A 13796-nucleotide genomic window follows, 5' to 3' on the forward strand; every position below is an offset into this window, starting at 1 on the left:
CGACTCCCCGTGGGCTGGGCAAGCCCGCATCGCAGCAAACGGGAGCGGCCGCAGTAACGGAGCCCCGATCCGGAGTTGAGCCGCCTGGAACAGCTGTTCCCAGGCCAGGGACTGTATGCTGTATACAATTAAGCGAGGCTCGAGAGCGAGCGATACTCACAACGGGTAGAGGAGGAGTAGTGACGGATACAATCGAGATTCGTTGGCATGGACGGGGCGGACAGGGTACGGTTACCGCCTGCAAGCTGTTCGCCGACGCCTGCCTTAACGGTGGACGCTTTGTGCAGGCCTTCCCGGAGTACGGGCCGGAACGGGCCGGCGCTCCCATCCGGGCCTACAACCGGGTCAGCGCCCGGGAGCTCAGGGGGCACTACCCGGTGATCCGTCCCAACATCGTCGTGGTTGTCGATGAGACCTTGCTGGAGAGCATCGATGTCACCGAAGGCGCTCCCGCTGACGCAGCCTTCATCATCAACTGCCGCGGGAATGCCGCGGACATGCGCAACAGGATACAGGCCGGCCCGACCCAGAAGGTCGTTACGGTGGACGCCACCAGGATTGCCATCGATACCATCGGCCGTCCCATGCCCAACGCGCCGTTGATCGGCTGCGTCACCAGGGTCTCCGGCATGCTCAGCCTGCAGGCCGCCCTGGACGACATGGCACGGAGCTTCGAAAAGAAGTTCAGCCAACAGATCATCTCGGGAAACCTTGAAGCGACCAGACGGGGTTTCGATGAGGCGGTGGAGCAATGACGAACTGGCGGGAACTTCCTCCCGGGGTGGTCATAACCGATCCGGGCAGCTCACGAAACTTCAAGACCGGCTCCTGGCGCTCCTTTAAGCCGGTCTGGATCCGCGAGAACTGCGTCCACTGCATGCTCTGCTGGGTCTACTGCCCGGACACGTCCGTACTGACCGCTGACAACGGGCGCGGCGAATTCGACTACGATTTCTGCAAGGGGTGCGGCATCTGCGCCCTGGAGTGCCCCGGCAAGAAGGGGAACAAGGCCATTGTCATGGAAGAGGAGGGGGCCCGATGACCACAATGGTTGCCTCGACAGGCAACGAGGCGGTGGCCAATGCCATGCGCCTGGCAAACCCGGACGTCTGCTCGGCCTATCCCATCACGCCGGCCACGGAGATCATGCACAACTTCACCGCCCATGCCGCCAACGGCCGGGTGGACACGGAGATCCTGCTGGCCGAGAGCGAGCACAGCGCCATGAGCGCCTGCATCGGCGCTGCGGCTGCCGGCGGCCGGGTGACCACTGCAACCTCATCCCAGGGGCTGGCCCTGATGTGGGAACTGCTGATGATCGCCTCCGGCATGCGACTCCCCATTGTCATGGCGGTCTGCAACCGGGCCCTGTCCGTGCCGATCAATATCGGCTGCGACCATTCCGACAGCATGGGCACGCGCGACTGCGGCTGGATCCAGCTCTACTCGGAAAACAGCCAGGAGGCCTTCGACAACATGCTGCAGGCCTTCAGGATTGCCGAGCATCCCGATCTGCGCCTGCCGGTGATGGTCTGTCTGGACGGGTTCATCACCAGCCACTCCATCACCAGCATGCGCTGGGTGGAGGACGGGGCGGCCCGGGCATTCGTGGGCGATTACCGGCAGGTCAACCCCCTGCTGGACCTGAAGCACCCGGTCAGCTACGGCCAGCTGATCCTGTCGGACCTGTACATGGAGTACCGCAAGGCCCACGAGCAGGTCATGGCCGGCGTGCCCCAGGTGGTGACCCGGGTGGGCGAGGAGTTCGGCCGCCTCTCCGGACGCAGCTACGGCCTGTTCGAGAGCTATCGTTTGGATGATGCCGAGATCGCCATCGTGGTGATGAGTTCCGCCGCCGGCACCACCAAGGATGTCATCGACCGCTACCGCGAAAAGGGGATCAGGGCCGGCTTGCTCAAGCCGCGCCTCTACCGCCCCTTTCCCTATGCCGAGATCGGCCGGGCCCTGGGTCACCTCAAGGCGGTTGCCGTGCTGGACCGCTCGGACAGTTTCGGCGGCTCCTTCGGGCCGCTCTACCTGGATATCGCCGGCGTGCTCTGCAACGCTCCCCGGAGGCCGGTGCTGGTCAACCGCATCTTCGGGTTGGGGGGCAGGGACTACCTGCCGGAGCAGGCCGAGCAGGTGCTGGACGAGCTTGTGGATATCGCCCGGGGCGGCCAGGTGCGCGGTGTCAAGGAATACATCGGCCTACGGGAGGGAGCATGCTGACACCACTCAACCTGAGGGAACTGTCCCGGAAAGAGGAACTGTTCGCCCCCGGTCACCGCATGTGCACCGGCTGCGGCGCGCCCATCGTGGTCAGGATGGTCATGATGGCTGCCCAGTACCCGCTGGTGGTGGCCAACGCCACCGGCTGCCTGGAGGTCTCCACCAGCATCGACGGCTTCACCTCCTGGAAAACTCCCTGGATACACAGCGCCTTTGAAAACGCGGCCGCCACTCTGGCAGGGGTGGAGACCATGTACCGGTCGCTCAGGAAACAGGGCAAGCTGGCCGACGACATACGGTTCGTGGCCTTCGGCGGGGACGGGGGAACCGCCGACATCGGCTTCCAGAGCCTGTCCGGTGCCATGGAGCGCGGCCACGACCTGACCTACATCTGCTACGACAATGGCGCCTACATGAACACCGGCATTCAGCGCTCCTCGGCCACCCCCTTCGGCGCCGACACCGCCACCAGCCCGGTGGGAAGTGTGAGCACGGGCAAGCCGCAGCAGGCTAAGGATATGACCAGGATCATGGCTGCCCACGGCATCCCTTACGTGGCCCAGGCATCGCCTAGCCATTGGCAGGACCTGATGAAGAAGGTCCGCAAGGCCCTGGAGATCAGGGGTCCCAAGTTCATCAACGTCATCGCCCCCTGCAACCGCGGCTGGCGGACCGGCACCGACGATGCCATCCAGCTCTCCCGCCTGGCGGTGGAAACCTGCTACTGGCCGCTGTACGAGGTGGAGAACGGGGTCACCCGCATCACGGTCACTTCCCGGGAGAAGAAGCCGCTGACCGAGTTCCTGAAACCACAGGGACGTTTCAAGCACCTGTTCAAACCGGGCAACGAACAGCTCCTGGCGGAAGCCCAGAGCCAGGTTGATGCCTGCTGGCAGCGGCTGCAGCGGGAACAGGCCATGGGCCTGTAAGTCAGCTTCCCGCACGACGGACTTATATGAGAAACGGGCGCTAACCGTAAAGGTTGCGCCCGTTTCTGTTATGGTTTTCTGGAGCGTTGATCCTAAAAAGACAGGGAAATCGGAGGAGAGCGGCTGTACGAGGGGGCGGAGAAACGGCAGTCACCCCAGGATGATCTCCTCCAGCGAGCGCTTGGGGACGTAGTGCATCCCGTCGGCGTCGCGGTAGTACCTGATGTCGCCGTCAGGCGGGAGCGGCACCAGGCGTACCTCCTCCTTTGGCTTGCCCAGGGCCAGGACCATCAGGATCTCAAAGCGCTCGTCCAGATCCAGCACCCGGCGCAGTTCGTCCCGGTTCACGTTGCCGAACATGCAGCCGCCCAGCCCCTGTTCCACCGCGCCCAGCATGATGCTCTGGGCGGCGATGCCGTGGTCCCAGAAGCAGGTCTTTGCTATGGCACTGTCAAAGAGCATGACGATGTAGGCGCTGGGGCGCTCCCTCTCAACCGGGCCGTCCCAATCCTTGAGATACCCGGCCCACCCCAGGGTGGTGAAGATGCGGGCGTTCTTCTCCGGCTCCGCGGAGAGCAGGTATTTCAGCGACTGCAGGTTGGCGCCGCTGGAGGAGAGGCGCGCCAACTCAACCAGCTGGCGCAGCGTTCCCCTCTCGATGCGTACCTCTTCGTGAAAACGACGATAGCTCCTGTTCTTCACTACCAGTTCTTTCAGCATGCACATGTCTCCTCTGTTTTTGGGGAGAGCGTCTCAGCATGGCGTCGCATTCCTACCCCTTTTTCCGAAATATCAATCTTGAAACGGCGGCTGGGGGCTGCCTTCGTTCGCGCGGATGGGCTCTTTCTGTAATTCCATGGCTCATTTTGCTACAGCCAATAAACTCAGCCCTCCGGGCTTCAGACAGTATCGGCTGTTGACGCTTAATTTCGCCAGGAATTACGACGAAAGCGCCCTGATGCGCTCTCTCCGGCAGCACCCAGCCGCCGTTCCATGTTGTCTCTCTCATCCCACCCGCATACCCATCCACAACCCCAGCGGCACGAACAGCAGCGAGGCCAGGTTGCCCAGCAGCACGATGGCGGCCACCCGGTCCGGTTCCTGGCGGTACTGCTCGGCCATCATGAAGCAGAACACCGCCGGCGGCAGGGCAGCGAACAGGTACATCAGCCCCCGCTGCCGCTCGGTCAGCGGCAGCACGAACTCCAGCAGGAACGCCACTGCCAGGCCGGCCAGGGGACAGAAGGCGGCGCCCGTGAGGCCGATCTTCCAGCTGGCCAGATTGACGTCCAGCATGCGGATGCCCAGGGCGAAGAGCATCATCGGGATGCTGGCGTCTCCGATCATTTTCATGGCGTTGAACAGGGGCGCGGCTACGCTCAGCCTAGCAAGGGAGAAGGCAATCCCAGCGATGATGGAGATCATCATCGGGCTGGCCAAAAAGGAGAGGGGGGAACCCTTGCCGCCGTGGCGGCCCGATTCCAGGATCTTGATGCCGACGGAGAAGAACACCAGGTTGCAGGCCATGAACAGCGCGATCATGGCCGGCAGGCCGGTGGGGCCGAAGGCCAGCAGTGCCAGGGGCAATCCCATGTTGCCGCAGTTGTTGTACATCATGGGGGGGACGAAGCTGCGCGCATCGTAGCCCAGCATGCGGGCAACGGGCCAGGCCAGAAGTCCCGAGCCCAGAGATATCAGGAAGCCCGCCAGGATCAGCGTGCCGTTGTCGGCCAGGCTGAAGTCCCTGCCTGACAGGGCGGTGAAGACCAGCAGGGGGCAGAAAAGATCGCTGCTGAGGCGGTTGAGCACCCCCATGTCCGCCCGTGCCGTTTCGCCGCGCAGGCGGGCATAGGCGTAGCCGGCAGCTACGATTATGAACACCGGCAGAATGATGGCTATGATCCGTTCCAGTAGTGCCATGTTTCCTCTTCCTCTCCTTTCGTGGGTTGCCGCATGGGGGTGAAGGGGGATTCTCGCACGGATTCGGCCCGATTGGTGAGAAAAAATCGGGCATCTCCCGGTGCCCCCCTGACGCTGTGTGACCAGGAAACAGCTGCATTTAAATTATTGTTTTTGCTATACTGTTTCCATGGAGGCGGGCGTGTCGTGCCGGCCGGGGAGCGTAGATCATGAAAACCGTTGATATGGCACTGTTTGAAAAATACCGTAGGGAAATCGAGGAGCTCAAGGAGGAGAACAACCACCTGCGCGCCACCAACGGCGAGCTTGAGCAGCGCCTGAAGGACATTCATGGCGAATACATGCTGCTGCGGTACCAGTTCAAGGGGATGCCCAGCCAGGCGGAGGTGCTCAAGTTGCGTCAGGAGATGCTGACCCTGAAGAAGGAACTGCGCCAGAGGGGGTGGAAGGAGGCTGTGTGAGGAGGAGATCCTCTGATATACCTGCGGCAAGGGTGGGCTGAAATGACGAGACGCCGTGATTCCCCGGGAAAGGGGATCACGGTGTCTCTGCGTCCAGGGGGAGGGCCTACTCGCTCCCTCCGCCCAGCACCTTGTAGAGCGTCACCAGGTTGGAGAGCTTGGTCAGGTTGACGCCGATCAGCGACTGCTGCGTGGTGTAGAGCGAGCGCTGGGAAACCAGCACGTCCAAGTAGCTGCTGATACCCCCCATGTAGCGGGCCTGGGAGAGACGGTAACTTTCCGATGTGGCCTGGACCAGGGACTGCTGCGCATCCAACTGCTCCGTAATTGTCCCGTTTACGGCCAAGGCGTCGGCCACCTCCCGGAAGGCGCTCTGGATCGACTTTTCGTACTGGGCCAGGTAGATGTCCCGGTCCCGCTCGGCAACGGTCAGGCCTGCCTTGTTCCTGCCGAAGTCGAAGATCGGCAGGGTGAATTGGGGGGCGAAACCCCAGGCGAATGAGCCGGGCGAAAAGAGACCGCTCAGCTGGTCGCTGGAGGTGCCGATGCTGGTGTTGAGGGTGATGCGGGGGAAGAAGGCTGCCCGGGCCGCGCCGATGTTGGCGTTGGCCCCCTTGAGCAGGTGTTCGGCCTCCATGATGTCCGGTCTCCGCTGGAGCACCTCCGACGGCACACCGCTGGACAGCTCCCGCATCATTCCCGCTGCTTCGAAGCCACTGGGGAGGAGTTCCGCCGGAACCGGGCCTCCCACCACCAGTGCCAGCAGGTTCTCGTCTTGCGCCACCTGGCTGGTGTAGCGGGCCACGTCAACCCGTGCCGAATCCACGCTGGTCTGGGCCTGGCGCAGGTCCAGTTCGGACGAGGCGCCAGCGGAGAAACGGCTCTTGATCAGGTTGTAGGAAACCCGCTGGCTTTCAAGCGTTTCCCTGGCCAACTTCAGTCGCTCGCGATCGGCGGCCAGGGTCAGGTAGTTGTTGGCCACCTCGGCCACCAGTGAGAGGCGCACGCTGCGCACCGCCTGCTCCGTTGACAGGAACTGCTCCAGGGCCTGATCCTTGAGGCTCTGTACGCGGCCGAACAGATCCACTTCGTAGCTGCTGACCCCCAGATTCAGGGTATAGCTGTGGGAGGTTATGGCCTCACCGCTGCTGGAGAGGTCGGACGGTGTCCGCTCCATGGTGGCGTTGCCGTTACCATTGATGCTGGGCAGCAGGTCGGCGCGCTGGATGCGGTATTGGGCACGGGACTTCTCCACGTTGAGAGTGGCAATCCGCAGGTCGCGGTTGTTGTCCAGGGCCAGTTTGATCAGTTTTCGCAGCTGCGGGTTGATAAAGAACTGCTCCCACTTCAGCTGCACCGCCTCAGGCTCCAGTGCTTGGCTGGCAGCGCCCTTGTAGGCCGGTCCGCTGGGCCAGGCCTGGGGAACCGGCGCCTCAGGCCGGGTATAGTTGGGCGCCATGGAACAGCCGGCCAGGAATAACAGCCCGCTCAAGTGAAGAAAGAAGGCTTTTTTCAAGAAGGCGTGTTTCATGTCAGTTGACCTCCGGTGCGGTGATACGTTCGCTCTTTTCGTTGGCTGACGGGTTTTTTCTGCCGAACAGTCGGGATACGAGGACAAAGAAGAACGGTATGAAGATCAGGTCGATGAAAGTGGCCGAGAGCATCCCTCCGGTTACGGCGGTGCCGATGGCGTTCTGCGCCCCTGCTCCGGCCCCCTTGGTGAGGGCCAGCGGCAGTGTGCCGAAAAAGAATGCCAGCGAGGTCATGATGACCGGGCGGAGGCGGGTCTTGACGGCGGCGCGGGTGGCCTCGGTCAGCCCCAACCCCTGATGCATCTGCTCCTTGATGAATTGGATGATCAGAATGGCATTTTTTGTGGAAAGCCCCATGGTGGTGAGCAGGCCGATCTGCAGATAGATGTCGTTTGACAGCCCGCGTGCGGTTGTTGCCATGACGGCCCCGACGATACCCAGCGGCAGCATCAGTATGTTGACGAAGGGGATGGTCCAGCTCTCATACAGGGCGGCCACGCAGAGAAAGACAACAATGAGTGAAATGGCGTACAGGGCTGGGGCCTGGGCGCCGGCCTGGCGTTCCTGGTAGGAAAGTCCGGTCCACTCGAAGCCGATACCGGCCGGCAGCTTTTCCGCCATCTTCTCCATCTCGGCCATGGCCACACCGGTACTCTTGCCAGGCGCCGGTTGCCCCAGGATCTCCATGGAGGGGAGTCCGTTGTAGCGTTCCAGGCGCGGGGAAGCATAGCTCCAGTGACCCGAGGCAAAGGCCGAGAAGGGGACCATGGTCCCGGCCGCGTTGCGCACATGCCATCTGTTCACGTCTTCAGGGAGCATGCGGTAGGGTGCGTCTCCCTGGATATAGACTTTCTTGGTGCGGCCCCGGTCGACGAAGTCGTTGACATAGGAGCTGCCCCAGGCGGTGGAGATGGTGTCGTTGATGTCGGAGATGGAGAGGCCGTAGGCCTCGGCCCTGGCCTGATCGATGTCCAGCCTGAACTGGGGGGTGTCATCCTGGCCGTTGGGCCGCACCGCCATCAGGTTGGGATTCTGGGCCGCCATGCCCAGCAGCTGGTTTCTGGCCTCCATCAGCTTTTCATGCCCCAATCCTCCCCGGTCCTGTAGCTGGAAGTCGAAACCGTTTGAGGTGCCCAGTTCCATGACCGCCGGGGGGGCGAAGGCATAGGCCTGGGCGTCGCGGAAGCCTGAGAAGGCCGCCATGGCCTTGCCGGCCACCGCCTTGACCCGTAGGTCGGGGCGCTGGCGCAACTCCCAGTCCTTGAGCTTGACGAATGCCAGACCCATGTTCTGGCCGTTGCCGGCAAAACTGAAGCCGGCCACGGTGAACAGCGATTCCACCGCTTCCTTCTGGTCGACCAGGAAGTGGTTTTCCACATCCTTGAGCACCTCCAGGGTGCGCTCCTGGGTGGCGCCCACCGGCAGCTGTACCATGGAGAAGAGCATGCCCTGGTCCTCGTCGGGCAGGAAGGCAGTGGGCATGCGCAGGAAGAAGAGCACCATGGCGGTCACGATGGCGCCATAAACCACCAGGTAGCGCACCGGTTTACCGAAGGAGCGCCCCACCATCTCCTCGTACTTTTCCCTGCCACGGTCGAACCATGCGTTGAACCAGCGGAAGAAGCCGGAGAACCAGCCGCTGTCAGCCGCCACATGCCCCTTCTCTACCGGCTTGAGCAGGGTTGCGCAGAGGGCCGGGGTCAGGGTCATGGCCACCAGTACGGAGAGCACCATGGCCGAGACGATGGTGATGGAGAACTGGCGGTAGATCACGCCGGTGGAGCCGCTGAAGAAGGCCATGGGGACGAACACCGCCGACAGGACCAGGGCGATGCCCACCAAGGCGCCGGTGATCTGACGCATTGATTTGCGGGTGGCCTCCTTGGGGGAGAGCCCCTCCTCGGTCATGATGCGCTCCACGTTCTCCACCACCACGATGGCGTCGTCCACCAGCAGGCCGATGGCCAGGACGGTTGCGAACATGGTCAGGGTGTTGATGGAAAAACCGCAGGCGGACAACACGCCGAAGGTGCCCAGCAGAACCACCGGCACGGCGATGGTGGGGATCAGGGTGGCGCGGATGTTCTGCATGAACAGGAACATGATCAGGAAGACCAGCACGACCGCCTCACCCAGTGTCTTGACCACCTCTTCAATGGAGATCTTGACGAATGGGGTGGTGTCGTAGGCGTAGACCACCTTCATGCCGCTGGGGAAGAACTTGGACAGTTCGGCCAGTTTGTCCTTGACTACTTTAGCGGTATCCAGGGCATTGGCGTCGGTGGCCAGCTTGATGGCCATGCCGGCGGCCGGCTTGCCGTTGAAGCGGGCCATGGAAGAGTAGTCTTCGCTGCCCAGTTCGCTGCGGGCCACGTCGCGCAGATGGACGCTGGAGCCGTCGCTGTTGGTGCGCAGGATGATGGCTCCGAACTCCTCCGGGGTCTTGAGCAGGGTCTGGGCCGTGATGGTGGCGTTGAGCTGCTGTCCCTGGGGAGAGGGGTTGCCCCCCAGCTGCCCGGCGGAAACCTGGACGTTTTGGGCCTTGATGGCGCTCTTTACGTCATTCGGGGTCAGGTTGTAGTTATGCAGCTTGTGGGGGTCGAGCCAGATGCGCATGGCGTACTGGGAGCCGAACATCTGGGTTTCACCCACCCCCGGCAGACGGCTGACGATGTCCAAAACGTTGGCCGCCGCATAGTCGGACAGATCGAAGCGGGTCATGCTGCCGTCTTCGGAGACGAAACCGACCACCATCAGGAAGTTCTTGGTTGACTTGGTGACCTTGATACCCTGCTGCTGCACCGCCTGGGGCAGGAGCGGCGTTGCCAGCTGCAGCTTGTTCTGCACCTGCACTTGGGCGATGTTCGGGTCGGTGCCGGCGTTGAAGGTCAGGGTGATGGTGACACTGCCGCTTGAATCGCTGGTGGAGGACATGTAGGTCAGGTTGTCGATGCCGTTCATCTTCTGCTCGATGACCTGGGTGACCGTATCCTCAATGGTTTTGGCCGATGCGCCCGGATAGGTGGCGTTGATGGACACTTGGGGTGGGGCGATGGCCGGATACTGGGCAACGGGGAGCTGCTTGATGGCCAGTATGCCGGCCAGCATGATGATGATGGCGATCACCCAGGCGAAGATGGGGCGATCGATGAAAAACTGAGCCATGTGAAATCTCCTCTAGTGTGCCGCTGCCGTTGCGGTTGCCGCGCCCGTGCGTGGAGTGTATGCCACCGGTTTGACGCTGCTCCCCGGCTTGGCCTTCTGGGTGCCCTCGACGATCAGTCGGTCGCCGGCCTTGAGCCCCTCGTTGACCAGCCAGGAGTCGCCGATGGTTCGGGAAACCGTGAGCAGGCGCGACTCAACCTTGTTGTTGGCTCCCACCACCAGTGCGGTGGGATTTCCGGCCGAGTTGCGGGTGACACCCTTCTGGGGCGCCAGGATGGCGTTTTCGTTGACCCCCTCCTGGATCACGGCGCGCACGTACATGCCGGGGAGCAAAAGCTGCTTCGGGTTGGCAAAGACGGAGCGCAGGGTGACCGAGCCGGTGCTCTGGTCGACGGTCACGTCGGAAAACTTCAGCACGCCTTCATGGGGATAGGTGCTGCCGTCTTCCAGAAGCAGCTTGACCTTAGTGCCTCCCTGGCCGCCCCCCTTCATCTGGCCGCTGGCCAGGGCGTGCTTCAGGCGCAGCAATTCGGCGCTGGTCTGGGTTATGTCCACGTAGACCGGGCTCAACTGCTGGATGGTGGCCAGGGCGGTGGCCTGGTTGGCGGTCATCAGCGCGCCGGTGGTGATCAGCGACCTGCCGATTCTTCCGGAGATGGGGGCGGTAACCCGGGTATAGGCCAGGTTGATGCGGGCCGATTCCACGGCTGCCTTGCTGGACTCCACGTCCGCCTCGGCCTGTTTCAGGGCAGCGTAGGCATCGTCATGATCCTGCTGGCTGACGGCGTTGATCTTGACCAGTTCCCCGTAGCGCTTGGCTTTGAGCCGGGCCGAGACCAGCGTCGCCTCGGCGCGGGAGAGCGAGGCCCTGGCGCTGGCATGGGCGGCGCGATAGGTGGAGGGATCGATCTGGTAGAGGACCTGGCCGGCCTTGACGTCGCTCCCTTCGGTGAACAGCCGCTTCTGGACGATGCCGTTCACCTGGGGACGCACTTCGGCCACCAGGTAGGCGGCCGTGCGTCCGGCCAGCTCCGTTGTCAACTCCACCCGCTGGGGTTTGATGATGACGACGCCTACCACGGGGGGAGCGGGGGGTGGGGTTGCGCCCGACTGTTTATTGCCGCAGCCGTTGAGCATGAGTACCCCGGCAATACCGGCCAGGAGAGTGGCGCGTTTGATTGTTTGTGTGACATGCATGGTTCGCTACCTCGATACGTGAAATAAAATGAATGAACGTTCAGTCTTTTTGTGTGGAAGTTTGTGCTGCAGACCCGGTCAGGTCAAGCAGGGCGAATAGACGTTGATGAATCAGCGTTTGACGGCATCCCAGCAGGCCTCGATGATGTGGCGGATCATGGCCTCGTCCAGTTGGATGAAGCCCAGGATGTGGTCCCTGGCAAGCGAAACGACCGGACCGAAGAACAGGTCGAACAGGATTACCAGGGGGAAATCCTTCAGGATCTGCTGCGCCACTCCCAGTTCGAACAGCTCCTTGATCACGTCACAGCCGCTGGTGGTGTCGCCCAGCAGTTTGTCGCGGCGGAAGGCGACGCCGAAGGGGGAGTTGTGGAACTGCTCTACGTAGCGAAAATCCAGCGGACTGGAGATGAAATAGCGCAACAGCGTCGTGCCGAGATGGACGAAGCGTTCCCGGAACGGTTTTTCCCGCGAGTAGCCCTGGTGGAGCGCAGCCACGATACGTTTCTCGATTTCCTGGTAGAGCTCGTTGATCAACACATCCTTGTTCTCGAAGTAGCGGTAGATCGTGCCCGCGCCCACACCGGCGCGCTCGGCGATCATGGCCATGGGGGCTCCATGGAAGCCATGCTCGGCTATCAGTTCCAGGGCTGCGCGGACAATCTCATCTCGTTTGTCTGGTTTCGACATGATGTGTGTAATGCTCCTTCGGAATGAACGTTCATTCCAAAATACGGACGCGTTCCTGCTCTGTCAAGGCATAATTTCATGAAAGCGCGGCGGTCATCCATCGGGTATACTGTAAGCGGGTGACCCGGGAAACCGCTTATCTTAACCGAGAGGCGGGGCAGGGAGTGCATGCCGCGGTCCGGGATTGGAAAAGAGAATGCTGGCGACGGAGGGGGGTGGGAGGTTGTCCGGAATGCACGGGCTAATGGCCGTTGACGGAGGCATGGTGGGTACGGTGCGTTCACGGCGCCGCCCATGTCGAGGAGGCATGCTCCGGATATCATCATATTGACATTTGCGGTGACAGCAACTATGGTCGAAAAACTGTCATTTCTTTCCGTGAAGCCGGTACTGGAATAGAAAGGAGTGGACTATGATTACGGAATACTCGGTTGTCAGCGAAAACGATGTAACTGCCCTGAAAGCCAGGGTCAATGAGGCGTTATCACAGGGATGGCAACCCTATGAGGGGTTACAGGTCTCTACGCCGATCATCAATGGCGCGGTCGCGCCGCTTTATACGCAGGTTCTGGTGAAGATTATCCCTTCGCCCCAGTTGGAAGAGGAGTTTCTGGTTAAATAGCTCTTCTCCACGAGGAGAAGAGGCCGATATTGCCGGGGGGGGCTGCTCGGACGCCCCCCCGGTTGTGGAAATTGCGGTGCATGAAGCGATGGTGTGTGGCGCAGTGGTAGATCATAGACGATAAAGGAGAATGAGAGCATGAAAGAAGATGTATTGAGGGTTCTTGGGCAGGTGCGTCCCGCCCTGCAGGCGGATGGCGGAGATGTGGAGCTGGTTGAAGTGACGGCGGACGGAATTGTCAAGGTGCGTCTGAAAGGCGCGTGCGGCAGCTGCCCCATGTCCACCATGACCCTCAAGATGGGGATCGAGCGTGCCATGAAGGAACAGATTCCCGCGGTGAAAGAGGTCGTTCAGGTTCCCTAGTACGATGGTTCCGCATTGCGTACCCGAACCCCGCCAGCCCGGCGGGGTTTTTTTGTGCCCGCTACTCCAGAGCCAGCTGCAGGCGGAGCGTCTTTTCCACCTGCTCCATCAGCCCCTTGTTGAGAAAGCCCACCCGTTCGCCCACCACCGCGCTCTTGTCGATGGTGATGATGATGTGCGAGCTGATCTTGGCGTCAACGGTCAGACCGCTCTTTGCTGCTGGCAGGAAACACTCGAAATCGTAGATCCGGTCCAGGTTGGTGGTCGAGAGCGGGATGATGGTCACCACCGACGAGTATTCGTTGCTGATATTGTTGCTGACCACCAGGCAGGGGCAACTCTCCTGCAGGCCGGTTCCGTGATGGGCCAGGTTGACCGGATAGATGCCGCCCCGCTTAAACATCGCGTTTCTCCGTTACCACGTTTTCGAACTTCTTGAGCACTTCCACCGTTTCCTCGGCCGTTGCCTGATATCCCTCGATCAGCCCCTGGTAGGCGCTCTTTTTCAGCGCCGCCAGCTTCTCGGCTGCGGCCTCCTCCAGAAACTGGCTGATCCCGCGCGGTCCGTAGAGCGCCTTGACGTCGTCCACGATGTGTGTTGGCAGCGTAATGTTAAGCCGCGTTATTGACATGTTGTTAGCTCCTTGTATGTCGTTAATAATAACGACACGTTTTCAACAATACCACA

At 61.7% G+C, this 13796-nt stretch carries 15 protein-coding genes; 7 read left to right on the forward strand and 8 right to left on the reverse strand.

The features are described from left to right. Nucleotides 1–179: 179 nt before the first annotated feature. The 4 genes from PPRO_RS01555 to PPRO_RS01570 are packed head-to-tail and all read left to right on the forward strand — an operon-like array spanning nt 180 to nt 3158. Complete coding sequence (locus PPRO_RS01555) at nt 180–755, forward strand: 2-oxoacid:acceptor oxidoreductase family protein (protein ID WP_011734270.1); 576 nt, start codon at nt 180–182, stop codon at nt 753–755. Then, nucleotides 752–1042, forward strand: coding sequence for a 4Fe-4S binding protein (locus PPRO_RS01560; RefSeq protein WP_011734271.1), 291 nt, complete (start codon nt 752–754; stop codon nt 1040–1042). The genes PPRO_RS01555 and PPRO_RS01560 overlap by 4 nt, the downstream gene beginning before the upstream one ends. Continuing rightward, complete coding sequence (gene porA / locus PPRO_RS01565; protein WP_011734272.1) at nt 1039–2229, forward strand: 2-ketoisovalerate ferredoxin oxidoreductase subunit alpha; 1191 nt, start codon at nt 1039–1041, stop codon at nt 2227–2229. Before PPRO_RS01560 ends, porA begins: the two co-directional genes overlap by 4 nt. Beyond that, a complete protein-coding gene (locus tag PPRO_RS01570; protein ID WP_011734273.1) occupies nt 2223–3158 on the forward strand; it encodes a thiamine pyrophosphate-dependent enzyme in 936 nt (311 codons plus the stop codon). Before porA ends, PPRO_RS01570 begins: the two co-directional genes overlap by 7 nt. 150 nt (nt 3159–3308) lie before the next feature. Here the strand turns inward: PPRO_RS01570 and PPRO_RS01575 are convergent, their stop codons facing one another. Both PPRO_RS01575 and PPRO_RS01580 read right to left on the reverse strand, forming a co-directional pair. Further along, nucleotides 3309–3878 carry a nitroreductase family protein gene (locus PPRO_RS01575; RefSeq protein ID WP_041532083.1) on the reverse strand — a complete coding sequence of 190 codons (570 nt, stop codon included), beginning with the start codon at nt 3876–3878 and terminating at the stop codon, nt 3309–3311. Between the two features lie 285 nt (nt 3879–4163). Then, complete coding sequence (locus tag PPRO_RS01580; RefSeq protein WP_011734275.1) at nt 4164–5078, reverse strand: AEC family transporter; 915 nt, start codon at nt 5076–5078, stop codon at nt 4164–4166. A gap of 209 nt (nt 5079–5287) precedes the next feature. On the opposite strand from PPRO_RS01580, the gene PPRO_RS01585 reads away from it, so the two are divergent. Beyond that, nucleotides 5288–5539, forward strand: coding sequence for a hypothetical protein (locus PPRO_RS01585; protein WP_011734276.1), 252 nt, complete (start codon nt 5288–5290; stop codon nt 5537–5539). Nucleotides 5540–5645: 106 nt separating this feature from the next. On the opposite strand, the gene PPRO_RS01590 is transcribed toward PPRO_RS01585, so the two are convergent. The 4 genes from PPRO_RS01590 to PPRO_RS01605 all read right to left on the reverse strand — a co-directional run bounded on the left by PPRO_RS01590 (nt 5646) and on the right by PPRO_RS01605 (nt 12123). After that, a complete protein-coding gene (locus tag PPRO_RS01590) occupies nt 5646–7070 on the reverse strand; it encodes an efflux transporter outer membrane subunit (RefSeq protein WP_011734277.1) in 1425 nt (474 codons plus the stop codon). 1 nt (nt 7071) lies between these two features. After that, the gene (locus PPRO_RS01595) at nt 7072–10236 is read right to left on the reverse strand and encodes an efflux RND transporter permease subunit (protein ID WP_011734278.1); all 3165 of its coding nucleotides are present in this window, start codon (nt 10234–10236) and stop codon (nt 7072–7074) included. Between the two features lie 12 nt (nt 10237–10248). Next, complete coding sequence (locus PPRO_RS01600; protein WP_011734279.1) at nt 10249–11433, reverse strand: efflux RND transporter periplasmic adaptor subunit; 1185 nt, start codon at nt 11431–11433, stop codon at nt 10249–10251. 111 nt (nt 11434–11544) lie between these two features. Further along, on the reverse strand, nt 11545–12123 hold the full coding sequence (locus PPRO_RS01605; protein ID WP_011734280.1) for a TetR/AcrR family transcriptional regulator: 579 nt from the start codon (nt 12121–12123) through the stop codon (nt 11545–11547). A 412-nt stretch (nt 12124–12535) separates the two neighbouring features. Here PPRO_RS01605 and PPRO_RS01610 point away from each other — a divergent pair, with 412 nt between their 5' ends. Both PPRO_RS01610 and PPRO_RS01615 read left to right on the forward strand, forming a co-directional pair. Further along, nucleotides 12536–12745 carry a DUF1737 domain-containing protein gene (locus PPRO_RS01610; RefSeq protein ID WP_041532084.1) on the forward strand — a complete coding sequence of 70 codons (210 nt, stop codon included), beginning with the start codon at nt 12536–12538 and terminating at the stop codon, nt 12743–12745. Nucleotides 12746–12883: 138 nt separating this feature from the next. Continuing rightward, complete coding sequence (locus tag PPRO_RS01615; RefSeq protein ID WP_011734281.1) at nt 12884–13108, forward strand: NifU family protein; 225 nt, start codon at nt 12884–12886, stop codon at nt 13106–13108. 61 nt (nt 13109–13169) lie between these two features. Here PPRO_RS01615 and PPRO_RS01620 read toward each other — a convergent pair whose 3' ends face one another. Beyond that, a complete protein-coding gene (locus tag PPRO_RS01620) occupies nt 13170–13511 on the reverse strand; it encodes a type II toxin-antitoxin system PemK/MazF family toxin (RefSeq protein ID WP_011734282.1) in 342 nt (113 codons plus the stop codon). Then, nucleotides 13504–13740: a hypothetical protein gene (locus PPRO_RS01625; RefSeq protein WP_011734283.1), complete on the reverse strand. Its 237-nt coding sequence runs from the start codon at nt 13738–13740 to the stop codon at nt 13504–13506. Before PPRO_RS01625 ends, PPRO_RS01620 begins: the two co-directional genes overlap by 8 nt. Nucleotides 13741–13796: the final 56 nt, after the last annotated feature.

This window comes from Pelobacter propionicus DSM 2379, from assembly GCF_000015045.1.
Lineage (GTDB): Bacteria > Desulfobacterota > Desulfuromonadia > Geobacterales > Pseudopelobacteraceae > Pseudopelobacter > Pseudopelobacter propionicus.

What these genes read in the sequence shown, in the direction of transcription:
- PPRO_RS01560 (WP_011734271.1), top strand. Translation starts at nt 752, where the DNA reads ATGACGAACTGGCGGGAACTTCCTCCCGGGGTGGTCATAACCGATCCG.
- porA (WP_011734272.1), top strand. Translation starts at nt 1,039, where the DNA reads ATGACCACAATGGTTGCCTCGACAGGCAACGAGGCGGTGGCCAATGCC.
- PPRO_RS01570 (WP_011734273.1), top strand. Translation starts at nt 2,223, where the DNA reads ATGCTGACACCACTCAACCTGAGGGAACTGTCCCGGAAAGAGGAACTG.
- PPRO_RS01575 (WP_041532083.1), bottom strand. Translation starts at nt 3,878, where the DNA reads ATGCTGAAAGAACTGGTAGTGAAGAACAGGAGCTATCGTCGTTTTCAC.
- PPRO_RS01580 (WP_011734275.1), bottom strand. Translation starts at nt 5,078, where the DNA reads ATGGCACTACTGGAACGGATCATAGCCATCATTCTGCCGGTGTTCATA.
- PPRO_RS01585 (WP_011734276.1), top strand. Translation starts at nt 5,288, where the DNA reads ATGAAAACCGTTGATATGGCACTGTTTGAAAAATACCGTAGGGAAATC.
- PPRO_RS01590 (WP_011734277.1), bottom strand. Translation starts at nt 7,070, where the DNA reads ATGAAACACGCCTTCTTGAAAAAAGCCTTCTTTCTTCACTTGAGCGGG.
- PPRO_RS01595 (WP_011734278.1), bottom strand. Translation starts at nt 10,236, where the DNA reads ATGGCTCAGTTTTTCATCGATCGCCCCATCTTCGCCTGGGTGATCGCC.
- PPRO_RS01600 (WP_011734279.1), bottom strand. Translation starts at nt 11,433, where the DNA reads ATGCATGTCACACAAACAATCAAACGCGCCACTCTCCTGGCCGGTATT.
- PPRO_RS01605 (WP_011734280.1), bottom strand. Translation starts at nt 12,123, where the DNA reads ATGTCGAAACCAGACAAACGAGATGAGATTGTCCGCGCAGCCCTGGAA.
- PPRO_RS01610 (WP_041532084.1), top strand. Translation starts at nt 12,536, where the DNA reads ATGATTACGGAATACTCGGTTGTCAGCGAAAACGATGTAACTGCCCTG.
- PPRO_RS01615 (WP_011734281.1), top strand. Translation starts at nt 12,884, where the DNA reads ATGAAAGAAGATGTATTGAGGGTTCTTGGGCAGGTGCGTCCCGCCCTG.
- PPRO_RS01620 (WP_011734282.1), bottom strand. Translation starts at nt 13,511, where the DNA reads ATGTTTAAGCGGGGCGGCATCTATCCGGTCAACCTGGCCCATCACGGA.
- PPRO_RS01625 (WP_011734283.1), bottom strand. Translation starts at nt 13,740, where the DNA reads ATGTCAATAACGCGGCTTAACATTACGCTGCCAACACACATCGTGGAC.